31 protein-coding genes are annotated in these 24,393 nt (G+C 74.0%); 14 read left to right on the forward strand and 17 right to left on the reverse strand.

Translation table 11 applies throughout. The features are described from left to right. Positions 1-9: 9 nt before the first annotated feature. The 4 genes from AB0L25_RS03635 to AB0L25_RS03650 all read right to left on the reverse strand — a co-directional run bounded on the left by AB0L25_RS03635 (position 10) and on the right by AB0L25_RS03650 (position 3,098). A complete protein-coding gene (locus AB0L25_RS03635) occupies positions 10-840 on the reverse strand; it encodes a maleylpyruvate isomerase family mycothiol-dependent enzyme (protein ID WP_500168257.1) in 831 nt (276 codons plus the stop codon). A gap of 73 nt (positions 841-913) precedes the next feature. Next, positions 914-2,275 carry an LVIVD repeat-containing protein gene (locus tag AB0L25_RS03640; protein WP_500168259.1) on the reverse strand — a complete coding sequence of 454 codons (1,362 nt, stop codon included), beginning with the start codon at positions 2,273-2,275 and terminating at the stop codon, positions 914-916. Positions 2,276-2,343: 68 nt separating this feature from the next. After that, positions 2,344-2,547: a hypothetical protein gene (locus AB0L25_RS03645; RefSeq protein WP_500168260.1), complete on the reverse strand. Its 204-nt coding sequence runs from the start codon at positions 2,545-2,547 to the stop codon at positions 2,344-2,346. Beyond that, positions 2,544-3,098 carry an ATP-binding protein gene (locus AB0L25_RS03650; RefSeq protein ID WP_500168262.1) on the reverse strand — a complete coding sequence of 185 codons (555 nt, stop codon included), beginning with the start codon at positions 3,096-3,098 and terminating at the stop codon, positions 2,544-2,546. Before AB0L25_RS03650 ends, AB0L25_RS03645 begins: the two co-directional genes overlap by 4 nt. Positions 3,099-3,110: 12 nt before the next feature. Here AB0L25_RS03650 and AB0L25_RS03655 point away from each other — a divergent pair, with 12 nt between their 5' ends. The 4 genes from AB0L25_RS03655 (at position 3,111) to AB0L25_RS03670 (ending at position 5,266) form a co-directional block, all read left to right on the forward strand. After that, positions 3,111-3,920 (forward strand): helix-turn-helix domain-containing protein, encoded by an 810-nt coding sequence (locus AB0L25_RS03655; protein WP_500168264.1) that lies wholly within the window; start codon positions 3,111-3,113, stop codon positions 3,918-3,920. Next, entirely contained in the window at positions 3,917-4,102 is a 186-nt protein-coding gene (locus AB0L25_RS03660) for a DUF397 domain-containing protein (RefSeq protein ID WP_500168266.1), read from the forward strand. The genes AB0L25_RS03655 and AB0L25_RS03660 overlap by 4 nt, the downstream gene beginning before the upstream one ends. Before the next feature lie 2 nt (positions 4,103-4,104). Then, positions 4,105-4,284, forward strand: a complete 180-nt coding sequence (locus tag AB0L25_RS03665; protein WP_500168268.1) for a DUF397 domain-containing protein — start codon at positions 4,105-4,107, stop codon at positions 4,282-4,284. Between the two features lie 97 nt (positions 4,285-4,381). Next, the gene (locus AB0L25_RS03670; RefSeq protein WP_500168270.1) at positions 4,382-5,266 is read left to right on the forward strand and encodes an alpha/beta fold hydrolase; all 885 of its coding nucleotides are present in this window, start codon (positions 4,382-4,384) and stop codon (positions 5,264-5,266) included. A 122-nt stretch (positions 5,267-5,388) separates the two neighbouring features. Here the strand turns inward: AB0L25_RS03670 and AB0L25_RS03675 are convergent, their stop codons facing one another. Further along, on the reverse strand, positions 5,389-5,715 hold the full coding sequence (locus AB0L25_RS03675; protein WP_500168272.1) for a rhodanese-like domain-containing protein: 327 nt from the start codon (positions 5,713-5,715) through the stop codon (positions 5,389-5,391). 40 nt (positions 5,716-5,755) lie between these two features. On the opposite strand from AB0L25_RS03675, the gene AB0L25_RS03680 reads away from it, so the two are divergent. Beyond that, a complete protein-coding gene (locus tag AB0L25_RS03680) occupies positions 5,756-6,385 on the forward strand; it encodes a TetR/AcrR family transcriptional regulator (protein WP_500168274.1) in 630 nt (209 codons plus the stop codon). 37 nt (positions 6,386-6,422) lie between these two features. Here the strand turns inward: AB0L25_RS03680 and AB0L25_RS03685 are convergent, their stop codons facing one another. After that, positions 6,423-7,025 carry a TetR/AcrR family transcriptional regulator gene (locus AB0L25_RS03685; protein ID WP_500168276.1) on the reverse strand — a complete coding sequence of 201 codons (603 nt, stop codon included), beginning with the start codon at positions 7,023-7,025 and terminating at the stop codon, positions 6,423-6,425. Positions 7,026-7,075: 50 nt separating this feature from the next. On the opposite strand from AB0L25_RS03685, the gene AB0L25_RS03690 reads away from it, so the two are divergent. After that, positions 7,076-7,483: a DUF4440 domain-containing protein gene (locus AB0L25_RS03690; protein WP_500168278.1), complete on the forward strand. Its 408-nt coding sequence runs from the start codon at positions 7,076-7,078 to the stop codon at positions 7,481-7,483. On the opposite strand, the gene AB0L25_RS03695 is transcribed toward AB0L25_RS03690, so the two are convergent. Next, a complete protein-coding gene (locus AB0L25_RS03695; RefSeq protein ID WP_500168280.1) occupies positions 7,480-8,445 on the reverse strand; it encodes a threonine ammonia-lyase in 966 nt (321 codons plus the stop codon). The genes AB0L25_RS03690 and AB0L25_RS03695 overlap by 4 nt on opposite strands. A 180-nt stretch (positions 8,446-8,625) precedes the next feature. On the opposite strand from AB0L25_RS03695, the gene AB0L25_RS03700 reads away from it, so the two are divergent. From AB0L25_RS03700 to AB0L25_RS03720, 5 genes are read left to right on the forward strand one after another with little or no spacing between them, the layout of a single operon-like run. Further along, on the forward strand, positions 8,626-8,970 hold the full coding sequence (locus tag AB0L25_RS03700; protein WP_500168281.1) for a DUF2089 domain-containing protein: 345 nt from the start codon (positions 8,626-8,628) through the stop codon (positions 8,968-8,970). Continuing rightward, on the forward strand, positions 8,967-9,224 hold the full coding sequence (locus AB0L25_RS03705) for a hypothetical protein (RefSeq protein WP_500168283.1): 258 nt from the start codon (positions 8,967-8,969) through the stop codon (positions 9,222-9,224). The genes AB0L25_RS03700 and AB0L25_RS03705 overlap by 4 nt, the downstream gene beginning before the upstream one ends. A 10-nt stretch (positions 9,225-9,234) precedes the next feature. Beyond that, positions 9,235-9,660, forward strand: coding sequence for an SHOCT-like domain-containing protein (locus AB0L25_RS03710; protein WP_500168285.1), 426 nt, complete (start codon positions 9,235-9,237; stop codon positions 9,658-9,660). Next, entirely contained in the window at positions 9,657-10,109 is a 453-nt protein-coding gene (locus AB0L25_RS03715; protein ID WP_500168287.1) for an ABC transporter permease, read from the forward strand. The genes AB0L25_RS03710 and AB0L25_RS03715 overlap by 4 nt, the downstream gene beginning before the upstream one ends. Positions 10,110-10,114: 5 nt before the next feature. Next, positions 10,115-10,735, forward strand: coding sequence for a DUF1707 SHOCT-like domain-containing protein (locus AB0L25_RS03720; protein ID WP_500168506.1), 621 nt, complete (start codon positions 10,115-10,117; stop codon positions 10,733-10,735). Here AB0L25_RS03720 and AB0L25_RS03725 read toward each other — a convergent pair. Further along, positions 10,711-11,250: a putative immunity protein gene (locus tag AB0L25_RS03725; RefSeq protein ID WP_500168289.1), complete on the reverse strand. Its 540-nt coding sequence runs from the start codon at positions 11,248-11,250 to the stop codon at positions 10,711-10,713. The genes AB0L25_RS03720 and AB0L25_RS03725 overlap by 25 nt on opposite strands. A gap of 113 nt (positions 11,251-11,363) precedes the next feature. Further along, complete coding sequence (locus tag AB0L25_RS03730; protein ID WP_500168291.1) at positions 11,364-11,924, reverse strand: helix-turn-helix domain-containing protein; 561 nt, start codon at positions 11,922-11,924, stop codon at positions 11,364-11,366. Positions 11,925-12,021: 97 nt separating this feature from the next. Here AB0L25_RS03730 and AB0L25_RS03735 point away from each other — a divergent pair, with 97 nt between their 5' ends. Then, positions 12,022-13,182 carry a pyridoxal phosphate-dependent aminotransferase gene (locus AB0L25_RS03735; protein ID WP_500168293.1) on the forward strand — a complete coding sequence of 387 codons (1,161 nt, stop codon included), beginning with the start codon at positions 12,022-12,024 and terminating at the stop codon, positions 13,180-13,182. Positions 13,183-13,207: 25 nt separating this feature from the next. On the opposite strand, the gene AB0L25_RS03740 is transcribed toward AB0L25_RS03735, so the two are convergent. After that, a complete protein-coding gene (locus tag AB0L25_RS03740; protein WP_500168295.1) occupies positions 13,208-13,786 on the reverse strand; it encodes an NAD(P)H oxidoreductase in 579 nt (192 codons plus the stop codon). 19 nt (positions 13,787-13,805) lie between these two features. Further along, a complete protein-coding gene (locus tag AB0L25_RS03745) occupies positions 13,806-14,825 on the reverse strand; it encodes an NADP-dependent oxidoreductase (protein ID WP_500168297.1) in 1,020 nt (339 codons plus the stop codon). 97 nt (positions 14,826-14,922) lie between these two features. On the opposite strand from AB0L25_RS03745, the gene AB0L25_RS03750 reads away from it, so the two are divergent. Further along, positions 14,923-18,141: an AfsR/SARP family transcriptional regulator gene (locus tag AB0L25_RS03750; protein ID WP_500168298.1), complete on the forward strand. Its 3,219-nt coding sequence runs from the start codon at positions 14,923-14,925 to the stop codon at positions 18,139-18,141. Here the strand turns inward: AB0L25_RS03750 and AB0L25_RS03755 are convergent. The 3 genes from AB0L25_RS03755 to AB0L25_RS03765 all read right to left on the reverse strand — a co-directional run bounded on the left by AB0L25_RS03755 (position 18,138) and on the right by AB0L25_RS03765 (position 21,848). After that, positions 18,138-20,408 (reverse strand): FAD-dependent oxidoreductase, encoded by a 2,271-nt coding sequence (locus AB0L25_RS03755; RefSeq protein ID WP_500168300.1) that lies wholly within the window; start codon positions 20,406-20,408, stop codon positions 18,138-18,140. The genes AB0L25_RS03750 and AB0L25_RS03755 overlap by 4 nt on opposite strands. Further along, positions 20,405-21,352 carry a cucumopine synthase-related protein gene (locus AB0L25_RS03760; RefSeq protein ID WP_500168302.1) on the reverse strand — a complete coding sequence of 316 codons (948 nt, stop codon included), beginning with the start codon at positions 21,350-21,352 and terminating at the stop codon, positions 20,405-20,407. The genes AB0L25_RS03755 and AB0L25_RS03760 overlap by 4 nt, the downstream gene beginning before the upstream one ends. A gap of 262 nt (positions 21,353-21,614) precedes the next feature. Continuing rightward, the gene (locus AB0L25_RS03765) at positions 21,615-21,848 is read right to left on the reverse strand and encodes a hypothetical protein (RefSeq protein WP_500168304.1); all 234 of its coding nucleotides are present in this window, start codon (positions 21,846-21,848) and stop codon (positions 21,615-21,617) included. A gap of 246 nt (positions 21,849-22,094) precedes the next feature. Here AB0L25_RS03765 and AB0L25_RS03770 point away from each other — a divergent pair, with 246 nt between their 5' ends. Further along, the gene (locus tag AB0L25_RS03770) at positions 22,095-22,574 is read left to right on the forward strand and encodes a DoxX family protein (protein ID WP_500168306.1); all 480 of its coding nucleotides are present in this window, start codon (positions 22,095-22,097) and stop codon (positions 22,572-22,574) included. Positions 22,575-22,663: 89 nt separating this feature from the next. On the opposite strand, the gene AB0L25_RS03775 is transcribed toward AB0L25_RS03770, so the two are convergent. The 3 genes from AB0L25_RS03775 to AB0L25_RS03785 form a co-directional block, all read right to left on the reverse strand. Then, complete coding sequence (locus AB0L25_RS03775; RefSeq protein WP_500168308.1) at positions 22,664-23,035, reverse strand: cold-shock protein; 372 nt, start codon at positions 23,033-23,035, stop codon at positions 22,664-22,666. A 107-nt stretch (positions 23,036-23,142) separates the two neighbouring features. Continuing rightward, positions 23,143-23,520 (reverse strand): hypothetical protein, encoded by a 378-nt coding sequence (locus tag AB0L25_RS03780; protein WP_500168310.1) that lies wholly within the window; start codon positions 23,518-23,520, stop codon positions 23,143-23,145. 37 nt (positions 23,521-23,557) lie between these two features. After that, positions 23,558-24,352, reverse strand: a complete 795-nt coding sequence (locus AB0L25_RS03785; RefSeq protein ID WP_500168312.1) for a S1 RNA-binding domain-containing protein — start codon at positions 24,350-24,352, stop codon at positions 23,558-23,560. Positions 24,353-24,393 lie beyond the last annotated feature (41 nt).

Genomic DNA, 24,393 nt, shown 5'->3' on the forward strand with positions numbered 1-24,393 from the left:
GGGCGGGTACTAGGCGACGACCGCGAGCAGGGCCGTGGCGGCCGCGGTGAGCTCCGCGTCGCCGCTCGCCTCCGATCGGCGGCGGGCCTCCTCCACCGTGATGCCTCTGGTCGCCAGCCGCCAGAAGGCGTCCTGGTCCATCGAGACGCGTGCGGTCGGCTCCTCCTCGGGGTCGGCGATCCGCCATCGTCCGTCCCGCCGGACCGCGTCCCACCGTCCGCCCGCCGGGCCGAGCACGTCCAGGCGGACGGTGCTGCCTTCGGGCCGGTCGTGCATGCGCAGGGCGTGCGGCAGGCCGCGCGCGAAGACGTCCAGCACCGGAGCCATGAGCTCGGGTTCGGTGGCGCCCGGAACCGCGACGGCGTCGCGGACCTGCTGCTGGTGGACCCAGAACTCGGTGTACTCGCGGCCGATGTCCAGCCAGGCGGGGCTGTCGACGTCGGCGGCGGCCCAGGAGACGTTCAGGTCGGCGGCGGCCTGGAGGTCGCGTTCGGCCCACATGGCGTCGATCCGCGGCCCCAGCTGATCCAGCAGTTCGATCATCAGCTGCGGGCTGAGCTGCCGGGACGCCCGGACGAACTCGTCGTTCGTGCGCTCCAGGTACGCGGGAAGCGTCTCGTCATCGGCGAAGATCGCGCCGCCGTACCCGTCGCGGCTGCCCGACAAGCGCCGCATGTAGTCGTTGAGCACGTGGCCGACGACGTCGTGCACGTCCCACCCGGGGCATACCGTCGGCACGGCCCACTCGTCGGGACCCAGGCTCCGAAGCAGGTCGAGCATGGCCTGCCGCTCGCGCGGGAAGAGCGGACGGACGTCGATGACCGGACCGAAGATCATCATGACGCGACCCTACCGGCCGGCCGCCGTCCTCCACACGCCGTTTCCGGCACGCGCGCCCGCTGAACCACCGTGGTCAGGTGCGGGGGCCGGTGTAGCGCAGGATCCACAGGCCCTGGTTCTTGTCGGAGATGTAGATGTGGCCCCGGCGGTCCACGACCACGTCCTCGGTCTGCGCCACCAGGTCGCCCTCGGGCATCGGCCCGTACCGGCGGGCCGGGTCCGGCGGCACGAAGTAGCCGACCTCGCGCGGCAGCCGGACGTTCGAGACGTCGTAGACGCGCAGCCCGGCGTTGAAGTGCGCGATGTAGAACAGGTCGCCCTGCCGCTGCACGTCCGGATGGTGCTGGTGGTGGTTGATGTTGTGGGGGCCGCTCCAGCCGCCCCGCGTGGCGAAGTCGTCGTACGGCGCGTCCGGCGGCGGGACCGGGACCGGCAGCGTCGACAGCAGCCAGGGCTCGGCCGGGTCGGAGATGTCGACGATGGACGCGTGCGGCGCCGGGCCGGCGCCGTAGGAGACGTCCTCGGAGTTGGCGAACGCGATCTTGCGCCCCGGCACCGGCAGCACCCCGTGCACGCCGAACCTCGAATGGAACGGCGGGCTGAAGCTCAGCCCGCCCACCCGGCGCGGCCGCGAGACGTCCGAGATGTCGAGGACCACCAGGCCCGCCCCGCCGTACGGCAGGTACACGTGCCTTCCGGCCGGGTACGCGGGCCCGTGCAGCGACACGTCGCCCGCGTCGCCGCAGCAGAACCCGTGCGAGTGCGGCTCGCGGTCCGTGGGGTCCCCGGCCTCCCCGTCGCGCTGCCCCGGCACCCACCAGCGCCCGACCTCACGCGGACGCCGCCGGTCCGCGATGTCCAGGATCACGTAGATGTTCCCCGAGAACCCTTCGAGGCCCGCGGCCAGATGCACGTACCGCCCGCCCGGGTACAGGTTGCGGTGCGTGCCGGTGCCGCCCGTCCGGTAGTGGCTCAGCCTGCGCGGACGCACCGGGTCCGCGATGTCCCAGATGTAGACGCCGTCCTCGAAGTCGGCGCCCGGGTCACCGCCGAAGTCGGGGAAGACCCGCTCCAGCGCGGTGACCATCGTGTCGCCCGACAGGTCGACCTGGAGCGTCCAGGTGTCGTCCGGCCCCTCGACGAACTGCACCACCTCGGGGCGCCGCGGGTCGGTGACGTCGACGACGCTCCACCCGCTGTGCCAGAAATGCCCGGTGTAGAGGTACCAGCGGCCCCGCACCTGACGCACCGCCATCTTGAACGCGGGCCGGTGCTCGAGGTCGTTGTACCCGATCGCCTCCACGTTGTGCGCGTACGCGCCGCGCGGCGGCCTCGGCGCCGACGCCGCCGCCGGTTCGATCCCGCCCATCCCGAGCGCGGCGGCCCCCGTCAGCGACGCCTGCAACGCGCGCCGCCGTCCGATCTCCTTCGCCATGATCAGCCTCCTCGCAGGCCATCGAAGGGGCCGCGGCATAAAACCCCCTTAAAACCGCATCCGGCGCGTCATGCGGGCCACCGCGTCGGCACCATCCGGTGCGTCGGCGGAGGAAGGGAATCCGCGCGGCCGATCGCGTCGACCAGCCCCCCGACGGACGAGGCCGCGACGTGCGTCCGTCCGATGGCCCGCCAGACGCCGTGGACGTCCCGGGTGATCGCCCATCCGGGGAGCAGGTGCCGCAGGAGTTCGAGGACGAGGCCGTCGCTCACTCCACGTGAAGCTTCGCCCACGCGACCTTCCCGCCCTCGTTGAGCTCCCGAACGCCCCACGAGTGGACGAGCCCCGACACCAGCAGCAGCCCCCGCCCCGACGTCCCGCCGTGGTCCGGGGGCCGAACGACCGGGCGTCCCGCACCCGCGTCCCAGACCTCGATCACCACGAGCCCGTCCCGTTCGTCCCGGAACACCCGTACGACGATCGGCCCCTCCCCATGCCGATAGCCGTTCGTGACGAGCTCGCACACCACGAGCCGTCCGGTGTAGTCGTCCCGAACGCCCCATTCGCGGAATTGCTCCGCCACGAACCTCCGCGCCACCGAAGCCGCCCGCTCGTCCGCCTGCAAAACGAGCGTGGGAACCTCGGGTGCCGGTGTTGTGAGTGTCATCGATGAGCCCTTCTGCTCGCGCTCCATTTCGCACGCCATTGAGCCACCAGGCGTGTACCGTGCGTAACAAAGCACTGGAGTCCTGGCCCCAAGTCGCGCAGTCGGCTCCCTCCGCGGTTGAGTCTGGTTGAGGCGTGCTTGGGCCCGTGCCCCCATGGGAGACGCCGCATGAGCAGTCGACGTAGAAGGAGCTCGACCAGTCCGACGCTGGTCGCCTTCGGAAGGCGCTTCCGGCGCTTCCGCGACGCGAAACACTTGACGCAAGAGGCGCTCGCGGCGCGCGCGCACAGCGGCGCCGGTGTTAAGGCCCAGTACATTGGGGCGATCGAGAATGGACGGGCGAGATGCACCGAGAAGTTCGCCGCCGAAATGGATGAAGTTCTCGATGCGCAGGGGGAACTGCTCGGGCTATGGCGCGATCTCGCCATGGACTCGGCGTTCCCCGTATGGTTCGACTGGGTGGCCGTCGAAGGTGAGGCCGTCGTGCTCACCTCCTACAGCCTCGCCGTCGTCCATGGGCTGCTGCAGGTGCCGAGCTACGCAGCGGCGATGCTGCGCGGCGACAATGACGCGGTGAGCGCACGCATGTCCAGGCAGGCGATCTTCACGCGGTCGGATCCGCCACCCCCGGACGTCTCATTCCTCCTGGACGCGCAGGTGCTCACGCGGCCGGTCGGGGAGCCGTGGGTGATGGTGGAGCAGCTCGAACACCTCGCCGCGAGGATCGAAGACGGAATGCAGATACAGATCGTCCCCTCGGACGGGACGCACCTCGGCAACACCCATTCGTTCACGATCGCCACGCTCGAAGACATGCAGCAGGTGGCGTACGTGGAGACGATCGCGCGGGGATACACCATGTCCGAACCGTCCGATCTTGTAGCCTTCGGCAGGGCGCTCCGACAGGTCCAGGGCCTTGCGCTCCCGGTGGCGCAGTCGTTGGACGAGATCCGTACCAGGGTGGAGGCGTGGAAATGAGCGACGTCGTCTGGCGCAAGGCGAGCCAGAGCACCTCGACCGGAGGCGAATGCGTCGAACTGGCCGATTTTCCTGGGAAAGTCGCCGTCCGTGACAGCAAGGACCCGGACGGGCCGAGGCTCGTCGTCCGCCGGGAGGCGTTCGCGGTGCTTGTGGCCGACTTGAAGCGCTCGGGGACGTGAATATGTACCGGGGAGCCTGGCGAAAGTCGAGTCACAGTAGCACCAGCGGTCAGTCCAACTGCGTAGAGGTTGCGGACGTCCTCGGCAACATCGCCGTTCGTGACAGCAGGGACCCTGACGGGCCGATGCTCGTCGTCTCCCGGGAGGCGTTTGCGGGGCTGGTGGCTGGTCTGAAGCGGTGACCTGTCGTTCTGGATGCTCTGGCTCTGTGGGCGGGGGCCAGGGTGTCCGGTGGGTGGAGGCGCGTGAGCGAGGTGCCTTGCTCGTGGGGTGGTGGTGATGGTGGGGGCGCGGGTCGAGTTGCCTGTTGGCGATGGTGTGCTGGCGGGGGTGGACTTCGGGGGCCGGGGGCCCGGGGTGTTGCTGGTCCACGGCAGTGGCCACAACGCGGCGGTGTGGGCCGATGTGGCGGCTCGTCTGGTGGGGCACTGCCGTCCGGTCGCGGTGGACCTGCGCGGGCATGGGCGCAGCGCGCCGACGTCGAGCACGCCCGAGCAGTACTGGCGGGACCTCGGCGAGGTGCTGACGGCCTTGGGGTGGGACCGTCCCGTGCTCGTGGGGCACTCCACCGGCGGGTACGCCGTGACGGCGGCGGCCGCCGGGCCGGTGGACGCGGCGGCGTTGTGCGTGGTGGACGGCATGGTGCTCGACGACCGGGACACGGTGATGCTCGGGCGGGACCGGTGGCGGAGCCCGGAGGCGGCCGAACGGCTGCGGGAGATGTTCCGGTACGGCTGGCGGGCCGACGAGCAGGAGATGCACGCGTACGTGGAGCAATGCGTGCGCGAGGCCGGGACCGACTGGCTCAACGCCGGGGCGCGTCCGGAACTGGTGCGCGAGGTCGCGCGGCGAAGCTTCCTGCGGGGTGCGGACGGGCTCTGGGAGCGCCGTCCGACGGTCGAGGAGATCGCCGTCGTCAGCGCTTCGGACCCTCGCGCGGTCGTCCATCCGAGCGTGGACGTGTACGCGCGGGTCGGGTGCCCGATCACGTTCGTGCTGCCCGGCAAGGGCTTCTACGCCGAGCGGCGGGACGAGGTGCGGGCCGTGGTCGACGCCGCCCCGGACCGCGAACTGGTCGAGATCGAGGCCGGCCACAACGTGCCGATGACGCGGCCGGACGTTCTGGCCGAGGTCATCGTCGATCTGGTGCGCCGCCACGCCTGACCGGCGTGCTCCAGACGGCCGATCCTCGCCGCGCCCCGCAACGCGGTGAGAGGACCGGCCGTCCGTGAGACAAAAATACAGCACCGTCTTTTTGGTTGAGGTCGACTTGCGCGGGTTCGCCGTCAGGCGGACTCGGTGGGGAGGCCGGCGGCCACCCAGTCCTCGATGCCCTCGCGGTACTTGCGCACGTCGGTGTAGCCGAGGGCGGTGAGGCGGTCGGCGACCTGGCCGCTGTTGGGGCAGGCCGGGTTGGAGCAGTAGGTGACGATCGCGGCGTCGCGGTCGGGGAGCAGCGCCGGAGCCTGCGCGTCCACGTCGTCCCGGACGAGCGGGACGGCGCCGGGCAGGTGCTGCTTCGCGTAATACTCGCCGCCGAGCGCGTCCACGACGGTGACGGCGCCCGCGTCGATCGCGGCCTTCAGTTCGTCGCGGGTGATGAGTGCGGTCATGGCAATACCTCCAGAGCGAGAACGGACTATAGTCCGGTTCATGGCTCAGGACAGTACCGGACCGCAGTCCGCTTCCGCAATGCCGCTGGAACTGCTGCGCACGCCGCCGCCCAAGGAGCGGGCGGACGCGGCGCGGAACCGGGCGGCCGTGCTGGACGCGGCCGCGAGGCTCTTCGCCGAGCGGGGCGTGGAGGCCGTGACGATGGACCAGGTGGCGACCGCGGCGGGGGTCGGCAAGGGCACCCTGTTCCGGCGTTTCGGGGACAAGGCGGGGCTCGCCGCCGCGCTGCTGGACGCCCGGGAGCGCGTGTTGCAGCAGGCGGTGCTGGAGGGGCCCCCGCCGCTCGGCCCGGGCGCGCCGAACGCGGAGCGCGCCGTCGCGTTCGTCGACGCCTACCTCGACTACCTGCTGGAACACGTCGCGCTCGTCCGCATGTCGGAGACGGCGGCGCCCGGGGCCCGGTACCGGATCGGCGCCTACCGGTTCTGGCACCGGCACCTGGCGATCCTGCTGGACGGATCGCCCGACCCCGAGCACGCGTCGCACGCCGTCCTCGCGGCGCTGGCGGCGGAGCACGTGGCGTCGATCCTGCCGGACGTCGGCGAGGAGCGGCTCCGCGCGGGCGTCCGGCGGCTCGTCGCGAGCGCCGGAACCGCGGACCCCGCTTAGCGGGACCGACGCGGCGCGCCGGCCACCCGGAGTTCGGCTATGCCTCTCCGGCCGCGGTGGTGAGCGCGGCGAGGTGGGCGTCCAGGAGGCGGGTCTGCCGCTCGGGCGGGAAGTCCTCCGGGCTGAACAGCGCCTGCACGATGAGTCCGAGGGTGAACGACTGGAGGGCCGCGGCGAGGTCGTCCGGGTCGGAGGGGGGCAGTTCGCCCAGGCGTTGTGCCGCCTGCACCTGGCGCCGGATCCGCTCGCGCGAGCGTGCGTAGCGGGCCGCGTGCGCGGCGGCGAGGTCGGGGGCCGCCAGCGCGGTGTCCCACGAGCTGATCCAGATCCGGTTGTCCGCGGCGGCCTCGGGGGTGGACGGCAGCATGTCCAGCAGCATCGCGCGCAGCGCGCCGAGGCCGTCGGGCCCGGCGTGTTCCCTCCGCGTCGCCGTCCGGTGCTCGTCCAGCAACGTCAACGCGTACGAGACCAGGTCCTTCTTGCTCGGAAAGTAGTGCGTGAGGAGGCCGGTCGTCGCGCCCATCTCCGTGGCCACCGCCCGCAGCGTCAGGCCGCCGAACCCCTGCGCGGCCAGGACCCGCCACACCGCCCCGGACACGTCGCGGCGTCGTGCTTCGTGGTCTCCCTTGTGGCGCGGCATGGCGCCAGGGTACATTCACATAACGCTTGTTACGGAAACCTGGAGGCCCCGTGGACGCCGACGTCAAGGACGAACTCGACCGGATGATGCGCACGCTCTTCGGCGCGTTCGCGAACACCGGCGGCAGCGGGCCGAACCTCGGCGTCATCCGGGAGATGTTCATCCCGCAGGCCGTGATCATCAAGAACGTCGGGGGCGAGACCGAGGTCTACGACCTCGACTCGTTCATCGCCCCCCGGCAGGAGATGCTCACCGACGGGACGCTGACCGAGTTCTCCGAATGGGAGATCACCGAGCAGACGGAGATCTTCGGTTCGATAGCGCACCGGTTCAGCGCCTACGGCAAGTCCGGCTTTCGTGACGGCGAATGGTTCGAGGGCTCCGGCCGGCAGACGACCCAGTTCGTCCGGACGAACGCCGGCTGGAAGATGACCTCCGCGGCCTGGGACGACGTCTAGAGCCCGCCGGGCCCGATCCAGCGGCGGTAGGCGTCCATGTCGACGTTGCCGCCGCAGACGACGGTGACCACGTGCCGGCCGGCGAAGCGGGCGCGGTCTTCGAGGATCGCCGCGATGCCGAGCGCGGCGGACGGCTCGACCACGAGGCCGGCGTGGTCGAACAGCAGCCGCATGCCGGCGACGATCGACGACTCCCGCACCAGGACGGCGTCGTCGGCCACCGCGAGGAGGTCGTCCAGGACGGCCGGGATCGGACGGCGGCCCGCGACGCCGTCGGCGATGGTGTCGGTCGCGTCGGTGGTGACGACGCGCCGCCGGTGCCACGAGTACGTCATCGCCGGTGCCCCCAGCGGCTGGACGCACACCACTTCGGCCTCCGGGGCGCGGGCCTTCACCACGTGACCGACGCCGGTGGCGAGCGCTCCGCCGCCGAGCGCGATGAGGACGGCGTCGAACGGCGCGTCCGCCAGTTCCAGGCCGATGGTCGCGGCGCCCTCGCAGGTCTCCAGGTCCAGGCTGTCCTCGACGAGACGGACGCCGTCGTGCCGCGCGATGGCCGCCGCGCGGTCGCGGGCCGTGTCGAAGTCGCCGTCCACCAGTTCGAGCCGGGCGTCCAGCGCGCGGATGCGGTCGAGCTTGGCGGCGGGCGCGAAGCGCGACGCCACCACGGTCACGTCGAGTCCCCGGGCGCGGCCCGACCACGCGAGGGCCTGGCCGAGGTTGCCCGCGCTCGCGCAGACGGCGGCTCGCGGGCCCTCGGCGGCGAGCCGGCTCGCGACGACCTCGGTGCCGCGCGCCTTGAAGCAGCGCACCGGGTTCGCCGTCTCGAGCTTGATGCTCACCGCGCACCCGAGGACGCGCTCCAGCGCCTCGCAGCGGTACAGCGGACTGTCGAGGAAGACAGGATCGATCACCCGGCGAGCGGCCCGGATGCGGGCGCCGTCGAGGCGCGTCTCGCTCACGGTGCGACAGCGTAGCGCCGGTGGAGGCCGGTGGACCTCGTGGCACGGTTGTCGATGTTGAGTTCTTGAAGCCTCGGGTTGATATTCTTAAGCTCCTCGCGTTGACTCCTTCAAAAACTCAAGATACAACTGAACCACGCGCAGGCTGCGAGAGGGGGGACGCGGGTGGAGTGGCAGGAGTTGACGGACCTGACGCGCGGGCGGGCGTTCGTGGTGGAGCGGGTTCGGCTGGTCGACAACGGGGTCGCGGTCGAGGGGGAGTTCGAGCCGCCGCAGCTCGCCCAGCTCGACGTGGACGACCAGGTGTTCGTCGCCGCGTTCGTGCGGGCGCACGGCTCGATCAAGGAGATGGAGCGGATCTTCGGGGTGAGCTACCCGACGGTGAAGGCCCGGCTGAACCGGATCTCCGAGCGGCTCGAGTTCGTCGACACCGATCCGGCGCCCTCCGGCGCCGACGTCGTCGAGCGGCTGCGGCGGGGCGAGATCGGCGTCCAGGAGGCGCTGGACGAGTTGGAGGGGCCGTGATCCCGCAGCTGGTGTCGGTGCGGTATCGCGGGCGCGGCCGTCCCCGGCGGCTGTACGTCCCGGTCGTGCCGGTGGCGCTGGTGCTGTCGCCGCTGCTGCTGCTCGCCGTGGCGGGCGGGCTGGTCGCGTGCGTGATCTTCCGGGTGAGCCCGGTGGGCGCGCTGTGCGGCGCCGGGCGGCTGCTGTGGGCGCTGCCCGGCACCCGGGTCGAGTTCGAGCAGGGCGGAACGGCCGTGCTGGTGAGCGTCAGGTGAAGGAGAGACGATGAACGAGCAGCGCCGCCAGATCCTGGAGATGCTGGCCGAGGGCAAGATCAGCGCGGACGAGGCGGAGCGGCTGATCGACGCGCTCGAGCGGGCACGGCCCGAGCCGCCGGCGGCCGAGTCGCGTCCGAAGGGCCGCCCCAAGTACCTGCGCGTGGTGATGAGCTGGACGGACGACGCGGGCGGCGAGCCGGGCCGCATCAACCTCCGCGTCCCGCTGCGGCTGCTGCGCGCCGGGGTCCGGCTGGCGAGCCTCGTCCCGCCGCAGGCGCTGGACAGGGCCAACGCGGAGCTGGACAAGGCGGGCGTGCCGATCGACCTCGCCGAGCTCAAGCCGCAGCACCTCGAAGCGCTGATCGACGAGCTCGGCGACGTCCTCGTCGACCTGGACGACCCCGGAACGAAACTGAAGGTGTTCTGCGAATGACGACGCATGCGATTCACGTGCGGGGCCTGGAGAAGTCCTACAAGGACCTGAAGGTGCTGCGCGGGCCGGGGATCACGGCGATCCACGTCAGCGTGAACGTCACCAGGACCAGCAGGCCCGCGACCGCGAGCGACACCAGGTTGGCGACCAGCGAGGTCAGCACGTGCGGCCTCTCGGCGAGTTCCCCGGACGGGGCGTCCGCGTTCGCCTACCCGATCATCTTCCTGCCGTTCCTCAGCTCGGCGTTCGTCCCCACCGACACGATGCCCGGCCCCGTGCGGGCGTTCGCCGACAACCAGCCGGTGACGTCCATCATCGACACGATCCGCGACCTGTTCGCGCAGCAGCCGGTCGGCGGCGAGATCTGGACGGCCCTCGCCTGGTGCCTCGGCGTCCTCGCCGCCGCCTACGCCCTCGCGAACGCCGCCTACCGCCGGAAGATCGCGTGAGCCCGATGCTTCCGGAACTCCCCGAACCCCCGGCGCCGCGCGCGTCCGACGCCGACCGCGACCGGGCCACCGAGCTGCTGCGCGCCGCCGTCGCCGACGGCCGGCTCGCCCCGGACGAGTTCGACGAGCGGCTGGGCGCGGCGCTGACCGCCCGCACCGTCGACGCGCTGGCCCCGCTCACCGCCGATCTGGTCGCGGCGCCGGGCGGCGCGCTCGTCCCGGCACCGGCCGAGGTGCCCGACCTGCTCACGATCACCGAGAAGCACGGCACCGTCCGCCGGGACGGCCGGTGGACGCTGCCGCGCCGGCTGGTGCTGCACACCGCGTGGTGCGCGGTGCGGCTCGACCTGACGAGCGCGCTGCGCGGCGCGTCCGAGCTGGTCGTCGAGCTGCGGGTGCGCGGCGGCGACGTGGAGCTGCTGCTCGCGCCCGACATGCGGGTGGACGCGAACGACCTGTCGGTGCGGCACGGCGCGCTGACGATCGACAGGGACGCCGGCGGCTACACGCCCGAGGCCCTGCACGTCCGCCTGGTGGGCCGGATGCGGCACGGCCGCGTGCACGCCGGGTGGCGGGCGCCGCGGCCCGCCGCCGGGGACGGTCAGCGGAGCGACGCGTCGAGCTGACGCATCAGCTCGCCGGGCCGCGCCCCGCCCGGGGGCGCGGCCGGGTAGCGGCGGAGGACGTCCACCACGGCGGGACGGGCGAGGGCCCGCGCCGCCGCGAGGTGCTCGGCCCCGGCGGCGGGATCGTCGCCCGCGGCGAGCTCGAACGCCCGCGCCGCGTGGGCGGCGGCCCCGAGGATGTGCTTGACCTGCGTGGCCTTTGCCAAGGGGTGCAGGTAGGCGGCGCCGGCCGCGGCAAGTGCGGCGCGCGCGGCCTCGCCCGCCGCGGCCTGCCCCGCGTCGCGGGCCTCCTGCGCCGCCCGGTGCGCCGCCCACGCCGTGTCGCGCAGCACCTTGGCCCGCCGGGCCCCGTCCGCGAACGCCCGCGCGGCGTCGAGCGCGGCGCGCGGACGCCCGTCGCCGGGACGCGCGCACTCGAAGATCGCCAACGCGGGGGCCGCGCACGCCGCCGCGAAGCCCGTGACCTCGCGGAGTTCGGACATGGAGAGTTCGATCGACGCGGCATCGTCCGCCATGGCACCGGCCTTCAACGCGGGGAACGGGGGCACTTCGACCGTATCGTTGAACCCCCGGTGTAACCTTCGGCGGCGTTTTCGGCGTCTGTCGGCGACGAACCTTAAAACGGGAGTCACTCGGGAGGTGGCGCACCAACCGGGTGGCGCACCACCAGGACCGCCTCCACGTGCCCGTCCGGCGCCGCGTACAGGTGCGGGACGTCCGCGGGCCACCGCGCGTGGCCGCCCGGCCCCACGGCGACGGGCGCGGCGGTCGCGCCGACCCGCGCCGTGCCCGCCAGGACGATGATGTGCTCGGTGCTCCCGGGGGTGTGCGCGGCCGACTCCTGGACCGTCCCGGCGCGGATCCTGATCCGGTACACCTCGCTGACCGCCGTGCCGTCCTCGAAGCGCTCGGTCAGGACGGCCTCGACCGCGTCCCCGCTGATCGGCGCGCTCATCGGGACGCTCAGGACGGCGCTCAGCGGCAGGCCGAGCGCGGACGTGAGCGCGTACAGCGTCTCGAGCGTGGGGTTGCGGCGGCCCGCCTCCAGCTCCGACAGCGTCCCCTTGCCGATCCCGGACCGGCGGGCCAGTTCCGACAGCGAGAGGCCCCGCCCGGCGCGCAGGTCCCGCAGCCGGTTCCCCACCCGGCGAGCCGGGTCGTGCCTCTCCTCGCTGGTGTCTCCCCGCACCGCCGTTCCCCTCACCGTTGACCGCCGCGCCGCGTCGACCTAGTGTTCCACATACGGAACGTTCTGTTTATGGAACGACGGCGAGAGGGAGGGCATCGTGAGCGTGTCGCGGCTGCGTCACATCCCGGGGATCGGCGTGGACCGGATGGGGGACGCGGCCGACGCCGCCGCCGACCCCGACCTTCTCCGGCTGGAGAACCTCGACACCGACGTCCGCCCGCCGCGGGTGGCGCTGGACGTCACGCGCGCGGCGATCGACGACGACGACGCCAACAGCTACCTCCCGTTCCAGGGGCACCCGTCCCTGCGGGAGGCGGCGGCCGCGCACGTCGGGCGGATCGCCGGGCGCGCCTACGACCCGGTCACCGAGTGCGTCAGCGTGGCGGGCGGCCTCAACGGCGTGCTGAACGTGCTGCTCGCGACGGTCGAGCCCGGCGACGAGGTGGTGATTTGCGATCCGGTCTACGCGGGGCTGGTCAACCGGATCCGGCTGGCGGGCGGCGTGCCCCGGCACGTGCGGTCGGTGCCCGGCCCGGACGGCTGGAGCGTCGACCCGCGGGAACTCGCGGACGCCGTCGGGCCGCGCACCGCGGCCGTCCTGGTGATGGCCCCGTCCATGCCGACCGGCGGCGTCCTGGACCGGACGCACTGGGACGCGCTCGCCCCGGCGGCGGACGCGCAGGACTGCTGGGTCCTGTACGACGCCGCGATGGAGCGGATCCGCTTCGACGGCCGGGCCCCGGACCACCCGGCCGCCCACCCCGGGCTCGCCGACCGCACGATCACCGTCGGGTCGGCGTCCAAGGAGCTGCGCCTCATCGGCTGGCGGGTCGGCTGGGTCACCGGCCCGGCGCCGATCATGGCCGACGTCGCGCTGGTCGGCATGGCCAACGTCGTCTGCCAGGTCGGGATCGCGCAGCGCGCCGTGGCCGCCGCCCTGTCCGCCCCGGACGCCGACGCCGACGTCGCCGCGGCCACCCGGACGTGGCGGGAGCGGTGCGAGCTCGTCCTCGACCGGCTCGCGGGCTACCCGTGCGTCCGCCCGCACGGCGGCTGGTCGCTGCTGCTGGACGCCGCCGCCCTGGGGCTCTCGCCCGAGGAGGCGTCCGACCGGCTGTTCCACCGGGGCCGGGTGGCGGCGACCCCGATGACCGGCTGGGGCCCGAGCGGCGACCGGTACCTGCGGCTGGTGTTCGCCAACGAGCCCGCCGACCGCCTCGACGACCTGGACGAACGCTTCCGCGCCGCGTTCGGCTGACGGGACGCCCGGGCGCAGGGGCGGATCAGGCCGGTGCGAGGAACCCGTCGACCGCCTCGTCGGCGGCCGTCAGCGGCGCCGGGCCGCCGCCCGCCACGGTGTCGTGGACGAACCGGACTTCGGCGTCCTCGATCCCGCAGTAGTTCGAGATGCCGACCCTCAACTGGTGGGCGAGGGCGTCTCCGAGGCCGTGCCCGGCGTACTCCGCGCGGGACTGGCCGGCCAGCGCCAGCCACAGCATGCGCTTCCCGCCGAGACGTGCCGTGCGGTGGCCGTAGGCGAAGCCGTGGTTCCAGACGCGGTCGATCCAGCCCTTGAGGACGGCCGGGAGGCCGTACCACCAGACGGGGAAGACGACGACGATGAGGTCCGCCGCGTCGATCCGCCGCATGTGGGCGCGGACCTCCGCGGAGTAGGTCTTGTCGCGGTCGCCCCAGTCCGGTTCGTCCGCGCCGGTCATCCGCGGGTCGAAGCCCTCGGCGTGCAGGTCGAGGACGTCGACGGTGGTTCCGGACTTCTCGAGCCGCACGCGCGTCCGGTCGGCGATGCGGGCGGTCAGGGAGTCGCCGCGGTGGTGGGCGACGACGAGCAGGGCGGTGGTCATCGGGGTGCCTTTCCGGAGGTCAGAGACGGACGAGCGTCTTGCCGGTGTTGGCGCCGCGCAGGTTGCCGAGGAGCGCGGCGGGGGCCCGGTCGAGACCGTCGAAGACGGTCTCCTCGGTGCGCAGGGTGCCGTCGGCGAGCCACCCCGCGGCCTTGGCGATGTACTCGGGGAAGAGGTGCAGGTAGTCGCCGACCTGCATGCCGCGCAGGGTGAGCCGCTTGTAGACGATGTGCGTGAGGTTGGCGGGGCCCGGGACGGGCGCGGTCGCGTTGTAGCCGCTGATGGCGCCGACCAGCGCGGCGCGGCCGCCGACGTTCAGCGCGTCGATCGCGGCTTCCAGGTGGTCGCCGCCGACGGCGTCCAGGTAGACGTCGATGCCCTCCGGGGCGGCGTCCGCGAGCTGCGCGGCGATCGGCCCGGCGCGGTGGTCGAGGGCGGCGTCGTACCCGAAGTCGGCGAGCAGCCGCTTCGTCTTCTCCGGCCCGCCCGCCGAGCCGATCACCCTCGCGGCGCCGAGCCGGCGGGCGAGCTGCCCGGCGACGCTGCCGACCGCGCCCGCCGCCGCGGACACGAAGACGACGTCGCCCTCCCGGACGGGCGCCACGTCGGTGAGCGAGGCGTACGCCGTCAGGCCGGTCGTGCCCAGCGGTCCCAGGTACGCCTGGACGGGCGCGAGCCCGGTGTCGACGACGGTCGCGGCGGCCGCGTCCAGCACCGCGTACTCCCGCCAGCCCAGGAAGTGCGAGACCGTCGCGCCGACCGGGACGTCCGCGGACCGGGAGGCGATCACCTCGCCGACCGCCGCGCCCTCCAGCGGCGCGCCGATCTCGAACGGCGGCAGGACGGGCGAGGGGACGTCGTCCATCCGCCCCCGCATGTACGGGTCGACCGACATCCACGTGTTGCGGACCAGGATCTGCCCGTCGCCCGGCTCCGGCACGGGCGCCTCGGCGAGCGCGAAGTCGGCCGGGGCCGGTTCGCCGACCGGACGGGCGGCGAGGCGGATCTCACGGCCGGTGAGGGTGCTGTGCGAAGTCATCGGAACTCCCATCGGGGTGGTGCTTCGGTCGATGACCCCACTCTGCGGAGCGGCGCTTCGGATCTTCTGCAGGTCCGCTGTCGGTAGCCTTCCGGTCATGCGTTTCGGGGTGCTCGGTCCGCTCGCCGTGTGGACGGACGAGGGGGCGGCGGTGCGCGTCCCGGAGCTGAAGGTCCGCGCGCTGCTGGCGCACCTCCTCGTCCATCGGGGCCGCCCCGTCCCGGTCGACCGGCTCGTCGACGATCTGTGGCGCGAGCGGATGCCGCGCAACCCCGTCGGCACCCTCCAGACGCGCGTGTCGCAGCTGCGCCGGGCGCTCGACGCCGCCGAGCCCGGGGGCCGTGAGCTGGTCGTGTCGCAGGCGCCGGGCTACCTCCTCCGCGTCGACCCCGGCATGGTGGACGGCGACCGGTTCCACGCCCTCGCCGCACGCGCCCGCGCCGCCGACGACCCGCGCGTCCGGGCCGCCCTGCTGGCCGACGCGCTGGCGCTGTGGCGGGGACGGGCGTACGCCGACTTCGCCGACGAGGAGTTCGTCCGTACGGACGCCGCGCGGCTGGAGGAGGAGCGGCTCGCCGTCCAGGAGGAGCACGCGGAGGCCCGGCTGGAGCTCGGCGAGCACGCCGTGCTGGCGGGCGAGCTGGGCGACCTGGTGGCGCGGCACCCGCTGCGGGAACGGCTGCGGGCGGTGCAGCTGCGCGCGCTCTACCGGGCGGGCCGGCAGAGCGAGGCCCTCGCCGGGTTCGACGATCTGCGGCACCGGCTGGCCGAGGAACTCGGCGTCGACCCGAGCCCCGAGCTGGCCGCCCTGCACCGGGCGATCCTGAACCAGGACCCGGCCCTGGAGGCACCGCGGACGGCCCCGCGCGCCGCCCCGGCGGCGGCGCCGCCCACGAACCTGCCCGCGCCCCTGACCGGCCTCGTCGGACGCGAGGCCGCCGTGGCGGACGTCCGCGCGCTCCTGGACGAGTCGCGGCTGGTCACCCTGACCGGGCCGGGCGGCGTCGGCAAGACGCGGCTCGCCCTGGCGACCGCGCGGGCGCTGACCGGCGCGGACGCGGGGGAGCGGTTCCCGGACGGCGTCTGGCTGGTGGAGCTGTCCGGACTCGACCGCGCCTCCGGTGCGAGCCCGGCCGACGCGATCGCGATGGTGCTCGGCGTCCGGGACGACGACGCCCCCGCCGTCGAGGCCGTCCGGCGGACGCCCGTGGAGCTGCTCGCCGGTGCGCTCGCCGCCCGGCGGCTCCTGCTCGTCCTGGACAACTGCGAGCACGTGATCGACCAGGTGGCGGTGCAGGTCGCGGCCCTGCTGCGGGCCGCGCCCGGCGTGTGCGTGCTCGCCACCAGCCAGGAGTCGCTGGCGCTGTCGGGCGAGCGGCTGTGGCCGGTGCCGCCGCTGGGCGAGGCGGACGCCGTCCGGCTGTTCACCGAACGGGCGGCCGCCGCCGCGCCCGGGTTCGCGCCGGGACCGGACGACACGGCGGCGATCGCCGCCGTCTGCCGCAGGCTGGACGGCATCCCGCTCGCCGTGGAGCTGGCCGCGACCCGCGTCCGGGCCCTCGGCGTGGCCGGGCTCGCCGACCGGCTCGACGACCGGTTCCGCCTGCTGACCTCGGGGAACCGCGACGCGCCCGCCCGCCAGCGGACGCTCCGCGCGATGATCGACTGGTCGTGGGAGCCGCTGACGGCGGACGAACGCGCCGTCCTGCGGCGCCTCGCGGTGCACGCGGACGGCTGCACCCTGCGGGCCGCCGAGGACGTGTGCGCGCAGGACGGGCTCGACGGGCTCGACGTCCTGGACGTCCTGGCACGGCTCGTCGACCGGTCGCTGGTCGTGCGGGCGGACGGAACCGGAGGCCCCCGCTACCGGCTCCTCGAATCGGTCAAGGCGTACTGCCTGGAGCGGCTGGACGAGGCGGGGGAGTCCGCGGAGGTCCGGGCCCGGTTCGTCCGGTATCATGTCGCCCTCGCCGTCCGGGCCGAACCGTACCTCTACGGGCACGACCAGCGGCGGTGGCTGGAGCTGCTGGACGCCGAGGCGGCCAACCAGCGCGCGGCCCTGGAGGACGCGACCCGCCTCGGGCTCGCGGCGGAGGCGCTGCGCCTGGTGAACGCGCTGGCCTGGCACTGGTACCTGCGCGGGCGGCTGACCGAGGCGCTGCGGTCGCTCGATCTGGCGCTGGCCGCCGCGGACGGGCCGTCCGAGGAGCGCGCGAAGGCGACGGCCTGGCGGGACGGCTTCGGGCTGCTGACGAACACCGACCGGGCCGCCGCTGCGCCGACCTCGCACCAGGGCATCACCGACCCGGGCGCGCGGGCGTGGGCGCAGTGGTTCCTCGCCTTCTCCCATCGCGGCTTCGGCGACCTGGAAGTGACCGCCGACCTGGTGGAACGCGCGCTGGCGGAGTTCCGCCGGCTCGGTGAACGCTGGGGGACGGCGGCGGCGCTGAGCGTCCGCGCGACCGTCCACCGGGCGCGCGGCCGGCTCGACGCGGCCCGGCGCGACGCCGCGGAGAGCGAGACGCTGTTCCGCGGCCTCGGTGACCGCTGGGGGCGGCTGAAGGCGACCAACACCCTCGGCGAGCTGGCCGAGATCGCCGGGGACTACGACCGGGCCGCCCGGCTGCACGCGGACGGCCTGCGGATGGCCGAGGAGCTGGGGCTCTGGGCGGAGGCGTCGTTCCGGCTGTCCGGCCTCGGCCGGATCGCCCTGCTCACCGGGGACTTCGCCGCGGCCGACGACCGGCACCGCCGGGCGCGGGCGCTCGCCGCCGACCAGTCGAACACGGTCGCCGAGCACTTCGCCGCGGTCGGCCTGGCGCTGTCCGCCCGCCGGCGCGGCGACCTCGACGCGGCCGAGGCGCTGCTGCTGCCGTGGCTCGACTGGATCCGGACGGTCGACGGGGAGCCGGGGCACGCGCTCGTCCTGGCCGAGCTCGGCTTCGCCGCCGAACTGCGCGGCGACGCCGGCGCGGCGCTCGCCCGGCACCGCGACGGGCTCGCCGCCGCCCGCCGGATCGGCGACCCGCGCGCCGTCGCGCTCGCCTTCGAGGGCGCCGCCGGGGCCCGGTCGCTCGCGGGCGACGCCCGTCCCGCGGCGCGGCTGCTGGGCGCGGCCGCCGCCCTCCGCGCCGCCGTGGGCGCCCCGCTGCCGGACGCCGAACGCGGCGACGTCGACCGCATCACGGCCCGGGCGCGGGCCGCCCTGGGGGACGCGGCGTTCGCCGCCGAGTTCGCCGCCGGGGAAGCGGACCCGGACCCCGTGTCCGGTGGCTCCGCGCTCGTCCGGGCGCCGGAGCGCGGCGCGTCCGGCTAGCGGGACGCCGGGTCGCCGAGCAGGACGGGCAGCGTCCGGACGCTGTTGCTCAGCGGGGTCGCCAGCGGTTCCGGCTCCTCAGGCGGCGCGGCGGGCGCGAGACCGGGGAACGCCGTGAACAGGGATTCGAGGGCGATCTCCGCCTCCATCCGGGCCAGCGCGGCGCCCAGGCAGAAGTGTTCGCCGTGCCCGAACGACAGGTGGTCCGCCGCGGGATCGGACGGCCGGAACTCGGCCGCGTCCTCGTAGCGGCGGTCGTCGCGGCCCGCGGCGGCGTAGCACGCCACGACGGCGTCGCCCGCGCCGATGCGGACGCCGTCCAGGTCGACGTCCCGGGTGGCGTAGCGCATCGGGAAGTAGGCGACCGGGGAGTCCCAGCGGAGGGTCTCCTCGACGGCCGCGCTCCACGGGAGCGTCCCGGAACGCAGCCGGGCCAGCTCGCCGGGATGCGCCAGGAGGGCGCGGGCGGCGTTCGTGATCAGGTTGACGGTCGTCTCGTGCCCGGCGATGAACAGCGTCATCACCATGTCGTGCAGCTCCCGCTCGGTGAGGCGGTTCCCCTCCTCGTCGCGGACGGCGATCAGCGCGCTCGTCAGGTCGTCGCCCGGCTCGCGCCGGCGCAGCGCGATCACCTCGGCGAACAGCGCCCGCAGGGTGCCCATGCGGGACGCCGCGTAGTCGGCGTCGTCGGTGACGCGGATCAGCGAGTCGGTGAGCTTGTGCAGGTCGGCGTGCCAGGACTCGGGCATGCCGACGAGCTCGCAGATGACGTTGCGGGGCAGCGGGTAGGCGTAGTGCAGGCGGAGGTCGACCGGGCCGGGCGCGCGGTCCGCCAGGGCCGCGATGAGCGCGGCGGCGTGGTGCGCGACGCGGGGCCGGAGCCGGTCGACGCGCCGCGCGCTGAACGCCTTGCCGACGAGCGCCCGGAGCCGGCGGTGCTCCGCGCCCTCCTTGGTGATCATGGACTCGGCGGTGACGATGTTGTTCAGCGGCCAGTCGCGCGGGACCCGTCCGGCCGACCAGTCCGCCCAGTGGCACAGCTCCTTGGACAGGTCCGGATGGACGAGCGCCGCCTGCAGGGTGTCGTGGCGGGTGACGGCCCACGCGCGCACCGGCCCCGGCAGCTCCACCGGGACGACCGGGCCCGCGCGGCGCAGCCGCTCGTTCTGGGCGTGCACGTCGCGCATCCGGCCGTCGATGACGATCCGTTCCGGGCGCAGCCGGGAGGCGGCGAGCCGCTCCGCGGGGACGCCGGTGTCGCGGCCGTGGTACAGGGCGCTCACCAGCTCCCCGGCGGCGGGCGCCTGGCACAGCCCGTGGCCGGAGAAACCGGCGGCGTACAGGAACATCGGGGTGCCGGGGCGGCGGCCGATGAACGCCGACCGGTCCGGGCTGGCGTCCCTGGGGCCGGTCACGGCGGTCCGCAGGTCCGCCGGGTCCGCGGTGGGGTAGGTGCGGGCGAGCTGCGACTTCACCCGCGCGAGCCACTCCTCGCGGTCGGTCCCCGGATGGCCCATGCCGATCAGCAGCGCGCCCTCGCGGGCGCGGGTCAGCAGCCCGCTGGCGGCGTGCAGCGTCACCGGGATCTCCGGCAGGCCGGGGACCGGGCCGGTGAGCAGGAGCTCCTGCACGGCCGCGCCCGTCATGGCGACGTCCACCCCGGCCGCCGACGCGATCCACGGGGACCACGCTCCGGCCGCGCACACGATCGCCCCCGCCGTGACGGGGCCGTCCGGCGTCTCGACGCGTCCCGCGTCGGCGTCCACCGCGGTGACCTCGCAGTGCGTGCGCAGCACCGCGCCCGCCCGCCGGGCCTCCTCCGCGAAGTGCCGGACGATCCGGCGCGTGTCGCTCACGAAGGCGTCCGGCGACCAGGCGGCGGCGAGCAGGCCGGGCTCCTCGACCAGCGGGTTGCGCCGCCGCGCCTCGTCGGCGCCGATCAGCTCCACCCGGACGCCCGCGTCCCGCTGCGCGGGCAGCTCCGCCTCGAACGCCGCCACCTGCTCGGGCTCGGTGAACAGCACGAGGTACCCGACCCGCCGCATCGGCACCCCGGCCGCCGCGTAGGCCCGCAGGCTGCGCGCGGCGAGGCGGGAGCCGTCCGGATCGCCGGCGAAGTAGGAGCGCAGCACGTCGGCGGTGGCCCGCGAGGCCCCCGAGCCGAGTTCGCCGCGCTCGAGCAGCGTCGTCCGGGCGCCGTCCCGGGCGAGGTGCGCGGCGATCGACAGGCCGATCACCCCGCCGCCGATGACCACGACCTCGGTCATGCCGGGCACGCCTCCCGGCGCAGGTGGTGGCCCACGCTCCACGGGAACAGCTGCAGGTTCCAGCCGCCCAGGCAGTTCACGTACAGGGCCATCTGCGCCATGAGGGCGAGGAAGTCCGCGCGCCGCTCCATCCGGTCGGCGGCGTCGAGCGCGCTCTCGGTGAACTGGTGCAGCGTCTGCAGCCCGCAGTAGCCGAGGAACTCCGCCGGGGTCGCGGTGAGGATGCGGGCCATCTGCCGCAGGCAGTCCAGCGGCATCTCCTCGGCCGCCGCGCGCACCAGGCCGCCGTAGGCGCAGTAGCCCAGCGGCCGGGTCTCGCCGTTGACGAACAGCAGCGTGGTCAGGACGGTCTCGAAGCTGCCCGCGCGGGAGGCGATCCGGCCCTCGTGCAGCTCGACCAGCTCCTCCGGCGGGTGCGTCCAGACGCGTTCGGTCTCCGCGTGCACCTTGCCGATCAGCGCGTCGACGGTCGGGTCCTCGGCCTGCAGCCGCGGCACCCGGCACTCGCCCTCGCCCTGCTCCCCGTGCCGGGTCACCTCGGCGAACACGTGCCGCTTGGACGAGTACACCGCGTCCCACACCGCGCGGCCCGCCTCGGCGAGCGCGTCCATGTCCGCCGCCCGGACCCGCCCGACGGGCGTCGCGGGCATCGGCTCGGTCAGCTCCCCGTACTTGATGCCGAGGTGCTGGAGGCGCGAGCAGAACACGGTGCCGTCGGGGACGGTCCGCCGGTCCACCTTCTGCTCGGCGGGCAGGTACAGGAGTTCGTGCACCGGCGCCACGTGGAAGAGGTGGTGCCCGGCCACCAGGGCGTGGCCCTGAAGGGTCCGGTACGGCAGCGCGTTCCACAGCGCGTCGGCGAGCGCGGGGTTGCGCCCGTCCAGCTCCGCGCTCACCGCGATGCCGAGCTCCGCCCATTCGATCTGGATCCGTCTGTCCCGCACGCCTGCCCCCAGGTGAAGTACCGCCGAACATTCCTCGCACGCGGGATGTAACCGAAAGTGTGTGATTGATTACGGAATCGAGGTAAAATGCGCATAGATCAGTAACCGGTGCACGATGCCGTCACCTGCTTCGCGCCCGACGGGACGCGCCGCCGGCCGGCGATCGTCACGTGGCCTCCGGGCCGCCGCGCGACGCGGGCGCGGCGGAGGCCGCCCCCGCCGACGCGAACGGGGACGGCCTCCGGTCATCCGGGAGCGATGATCAGTACAGGCCCCACAGCTCGTAGCTGGCCCACGGCGCGGAGCTGCCCTTGCAGTCGTAGGCCTGCCAGCCGGAGCGCACGCCCGCCTCGCCGGCGGCCTTGCAGCTCGCGTACCAGTAGAACGTCTGCCCGGTGTTGTGCCAGCTCGCGGCGTGGGCGGGAGCGACGAACGCCCCCGCCGAGAGCGTGGCGCCCGCGAGCGCGGCGACGACGGCGGCCTTCTTCAGGCTCATGAACCCTCCATGTGACGATCCACATCGGTGTGACTACATTGTGTGACGGGCGGTCGATGTGCCGGTATCCGTGTAATCACGTACAGCTACGAGAGTTCAACTCAGGGTGACCGTGAGGTAAGGCGGAGCCCACCTCTTGTGCCGGATTTCGCCATCGTGCCCGCGGATCCCAATCTAGGCATTGACAAGATGGCGCCGCGCGAGCAAATCTAGACAGTGACAAGTTCGAGTGAAGGAGGCACTGAGATGGCACCGTTGATGTTCCTGATCGGAGGCACGCTGGCGGGTCTGGTCGCGGGCCGGTCCGGGGTCCGGCGGCTGCGGCCGTGGCCGGTGGCCGTGCGCGGCGGGCTGGCGCTGATGTTCACCGTGACCGGGATCGCGCACTTCGTCGGCATGCGCGACGAGATGATCCAGATGGTCCCGCCCGCGCTGCCCGCACCGGAGTTCCTGGTCGATGCGACCGGCGTCCTCGAACTGGCCGGCGCCGCGGCGCTCCTGCGCGGACGGACGGCGCCGTGGGCGGCCGGCGGGCTCGGCCTGATGATGATCGGGATGTTCCCGGCGAACGTGCACTGGGCGCTCAGCCGGTCCGACCTGCCGTGGGAGGACCAGCTCGTCCCGCGGACGCTCATGCAGGTGATCTTCGTGGGGGCCGCGCTCAGCGTGCCCGCCCACCACCTGCGCGCCGCGCGCCGGCGGGCGATCGAGCCTGAGCCGGCTTAGGTCCGTCTACCTGACCCGGCGGGCCGGGACGGGCGCGGGCCTCCACGGAGGCGCGGGCCCGCCGCCCGCCGACGTCCCGCGAAAGACGCTCAGCCGACGTCGAGCCGTTCGAGCGCGAACCCCACCCCGACGAGCGTGAACAGGAACAGCGCCGACAGCCCGCTGCCCTGGACCACCAGGACGACGAACGTCACGGCGCACGCCAGCGTCAGCACCACGAGCACCCCGACCGCGACCCGGACGGCCCGGCCCGGCGGGACCTCGGGCGTCCCCAGCGGCACGACCTCGACGGCCTCGCCGCGCTCGACGGTGAACCGCACCCGCGCACCGTCCTCGAGCGGCCCCCGGCCGGGACTCCGCACGAAGCAGGACCGGACGCGCACGTCCGGTCCGCCGTCGTCGGGCACGATGAACCCGTAGCCCTGCTCGTCGTTGAACCACCTGACGCTGCCCTCGGCCATCGCACACCCCCCGCGGTACGCCCGCGAGAGTAGCGGCACGGTCGGTATCACTCGGGGCGACGAAGTGGACGCGCAACGGCGCGTGAATTGCGGGTCGGTGACGCCGATCAGCCGGCCGCGTCCCGCCGCTCCGCGCGCAGCGCCAGCACCCCCGTCGCCGCGTAGGCACCGGTGATCGCCGCCAGCCCCGCCGCGGTCGCGCGCGGCACGTCGCCGCGGATCACGTGCACGGCCCCGGCCGCGGTGTCGCAGACGTCCACCACCAGGCACAGCCGCCGCCACCGCCGCCGCGCCTCGGCGTCGCCGAGCAGGTAGCCGAGGCCGAGCGCGAGCGCCCGGCTCCCGAAGACCCGGATCATGTACCGCAGCTCGGGGGTGTCCCGGTCGCCGATGCCCGCCAGCCTCAGGTTGAGGCCCGGCGCCGCCAGCGCGAGCGTCCCCCACAGCACGCGGCCGCCCGCCGTCACTTCCAGTGCGCGTTCCATGCCGCCGACCCTGTCACCCTCCCCGCACCCGCTTCGATTACCTCCGAGGTAACGCCCGCCCGCCCGTCCCGAGCCGCACCCGCCGCCGCACACGGTCCACCTCGATGACCACGACCTCGACGTCGTCCCCCACCCGGGCGAACCCGTCCGGACGGTCCGTGCCGAGTTCGTCCACGTGCAGCAGCCCCTCGACGCCGTCCGCGACCTCGACGAACACCCCGAACGGGACGATCTTCGTGACCCGTCCGGTGATCGGCCCGCCCGCGAACGCGTCGGCGAGCGCCTGGAGCGGGTCGGGCAGCAGCGCCCGCAGCGACATCCGCGCCTCGCCGTTCCACGTGTCGAACTGCAGGAACTCGCCCCGGACGCGCTCGCCCACCGCGACGACGTCGGTCGGCGCGTCGAACCGGCGCCACGACAGCTCCGGGATCGTCACGAAGCCGACCCCCGGGTAGATCGGATGCGGCGGGCAGTCGTCGAGCGCCACGAACACCCCGAAGTTCTGGACGTCCGCGACCGTCCCGCCGAGCACCTCACCGCGCTTCCGCGCCTTCAGGAACGCCCACAGCTCCGGGTGCGCGGTCGCCGCCGTCGACAGAACGACCGACCCCCGCTCGGCGTCGACGGCGATCACCTCGGCGGTGACCCGCCGCCCGATCCGGGCGTCCGCGTCCCCGCGCCTGCTCCATGTCAGGTCCAGCTCCCCGATGGTCGCCCGCACCGGCGCGAGCTCCCCGTCCAGCCGCACCACGATGCCGCCCGCCCCGCGCTCGAAGGCCACCACCGTGCCCGACACCACGTCGCCCACCCGCACCGATTCCACCCGTCCCATGCCGGACAGCCTCCCGCGCGCGACCCTCCCGCGAAAGCCCC

It is taken from the genome of Spirillospora sp. NPDC052242 (assembly GCF_040679555.1).
In the GTDB taxonomy this organism is placed as follows: Bacteria; Actinomycetota; Actinomycetes; order Streptosporangiales; family Streptosporangiaceae; genus Spirillospora.

Excerpts from the sequence above, each read along its gene's own strand:
- AB0L25_RS03635 (WP_500168257.1), bottom strand. The coding sequence starts at position 840 with ATGATGATCTTCGGTCCGGTCATCGACGTCCGTCCGCTCTTCCCGCGC.
- AB0L25_RS03640 (WP_500168259.1), bottom strand. The coding sequence starts at position 2,275 with ATGGCGAAGGAGATCGGACGGCGGCGCGCGTTGCAGGCGTCGCTGACG.
- AB0L25_RS03650 (WP_500168262.1), bottom strand. The coding sequence starts at position 3,098 with ATGGGGGCACGGGCCCAAGCACGCCTCAACCAGACTCAACCGCGGAGG.
- AB0L25_RS03655 (WP_500168264.1), top strand. The coding sequence starts at position 3,111 with ATGAGCAGTCGACGTAGAAGGAGCTCGACCAGTCCGACGCTGGTCGCC.
- AB0L25_RS03660 (WP_500168266.1), top strand. The coding sequence starts at position 3,917 with ATGAGCGACGTCGTCTGGCGCAAGGCGAGCCAGAGCACCTCGACCGGA.
- AB0L25_RS03665 (WP_500168268.1), top strand. The coding sequence starts at position 4,105 with ATGTACCGGGGAGCCTGGCGAAAGTCGAGTCACAGTAGCACCAGCGGT.
- AB0L25_RS03670 (WP_500168270.1), top strand. The coding sequence starts at position 4,382 with ATGGTGGGGGCGCGGGTCGAGTTGCCTGTTGGCGATGGTGTGCTGGCG.
- AB0L25_RS03675 (WP_500168272.1), bottom strand. The coding sequence starts at position 5,715 with ATGACCGCACTCATCACCCGCGACGAACTGAAGGCCGCGATCGACGCG.
- AB0L25_RS03680 (WP_500168274.1), top strand. The coding sequence starts at position 5,756 with ATGGCTCAGGACAGTACCGGACCGCAGTCCGCTTCCGCAATGCCGCTG.
- AB0L25_RS03685 (WP_500168276.1), bottom strand. The coding sequence starts at position 7,025 with ATGCCGCGCCACAAGGGAGACCACGAAGCACGACGCCGCGACGTGTCC.
- AB0L25_RS03710 (WP_500168285.1), top strand. The coding sequence starts at position 9,235 with ATGAACGAGCAGCGCCGCCAGATCCTGGAGATGCTGGCCGAGGGCAAG.
- AB0L25_RS03715 (WP_500168287.1), top strand. The coding sequence starts at position 9,657 with ATGACGACGCATGCGATTCACGTGCGGGGCCTGGAGAAGTCCTACAAG.
- AB0L25_RS03720 (WP_500168506.1), top strand. The coding sequence starts at position 10,115 with ATGCTTCCGGAACTCCCCGAACCCCCGGCGCCGCGCGCGTCCGACGCC.
- AB0L25_RS03725 (WP_500168289.1), bottom strand. The coding sequence starts at position 11,250 with ATGGCGGACGATGCCGCGTCGATCGAACTCTCCATGTCCGAACTCCGC.
- AB0L25_RS03740 (WP_500168295.1), bottom strand. The coding sequence starts at position 13,786 with ATGACCACCGCCCTGCTCGTCGTCGCCCACCACCGCGGCGACTCCCTG.
- AB0L25_RS03745 (WP_500168297.1), bottom strand. The coding sequence starts at position 14,825 with ATGACTTCGCACAGCACCCTCACCGGCCGTGAGATCCGCCTCGCCGCC.
- AB0L25_RS03750 (WP_500168298.1), top strand. The coding sequence starts at position 14,923 with ATGCGTTTCGGGGTGCTCGGTCCGCTCGCCGTGTGGACGGACGAGGGG.
- AB0L25_RS03755 (WP_500168300.1), bottom strand. The coding sequence starts at position 20,408 with ATGACCGAGGTCGTGGTCATCGGCGGCGGGGTGATCGGCCTGTCGATC.
- AB0L25_RS03765 (WP_500168304.1), bottom strand. The coding sequence starts at position 21,848 with ATGAGCCTGAAGAAGGCCGCCGTCGTCGCCGCGCTCGCGGGCGCCACG.
- AB0L25_RS03770 (WP_500168306.1), top strand. The coding sequence starts at position 22,095 with ATGGCACCGTTGATGTTCCTGATCGGAGGCACGCTGGCGGGTCTGGTC.
- AB0L25_RS03775 (WP_500168308.1), bottom strand. The coding sequence starts at position 23,035 with ATGGCCGAGGGCAGCGTCAGGTGGTTCAACGACGAGCAGGGCTACGGG.
- AB0L25_RS03780 (WP_500168310.1), bottom strand. The coding sequence starts at position 23,520 with ATGGAACGCGCACTGGAAGTGACGGCGGGCGGCCGCGTGCTGTGGGGG.
- AB0L25_RS03785 (WP_500168312.1), bottom strand. The coding sequence starts at position 24,352 with ATGGGACGGGTGGAATCGGTGCGGGTGGGCGACGTGGTGTCGGGCACG.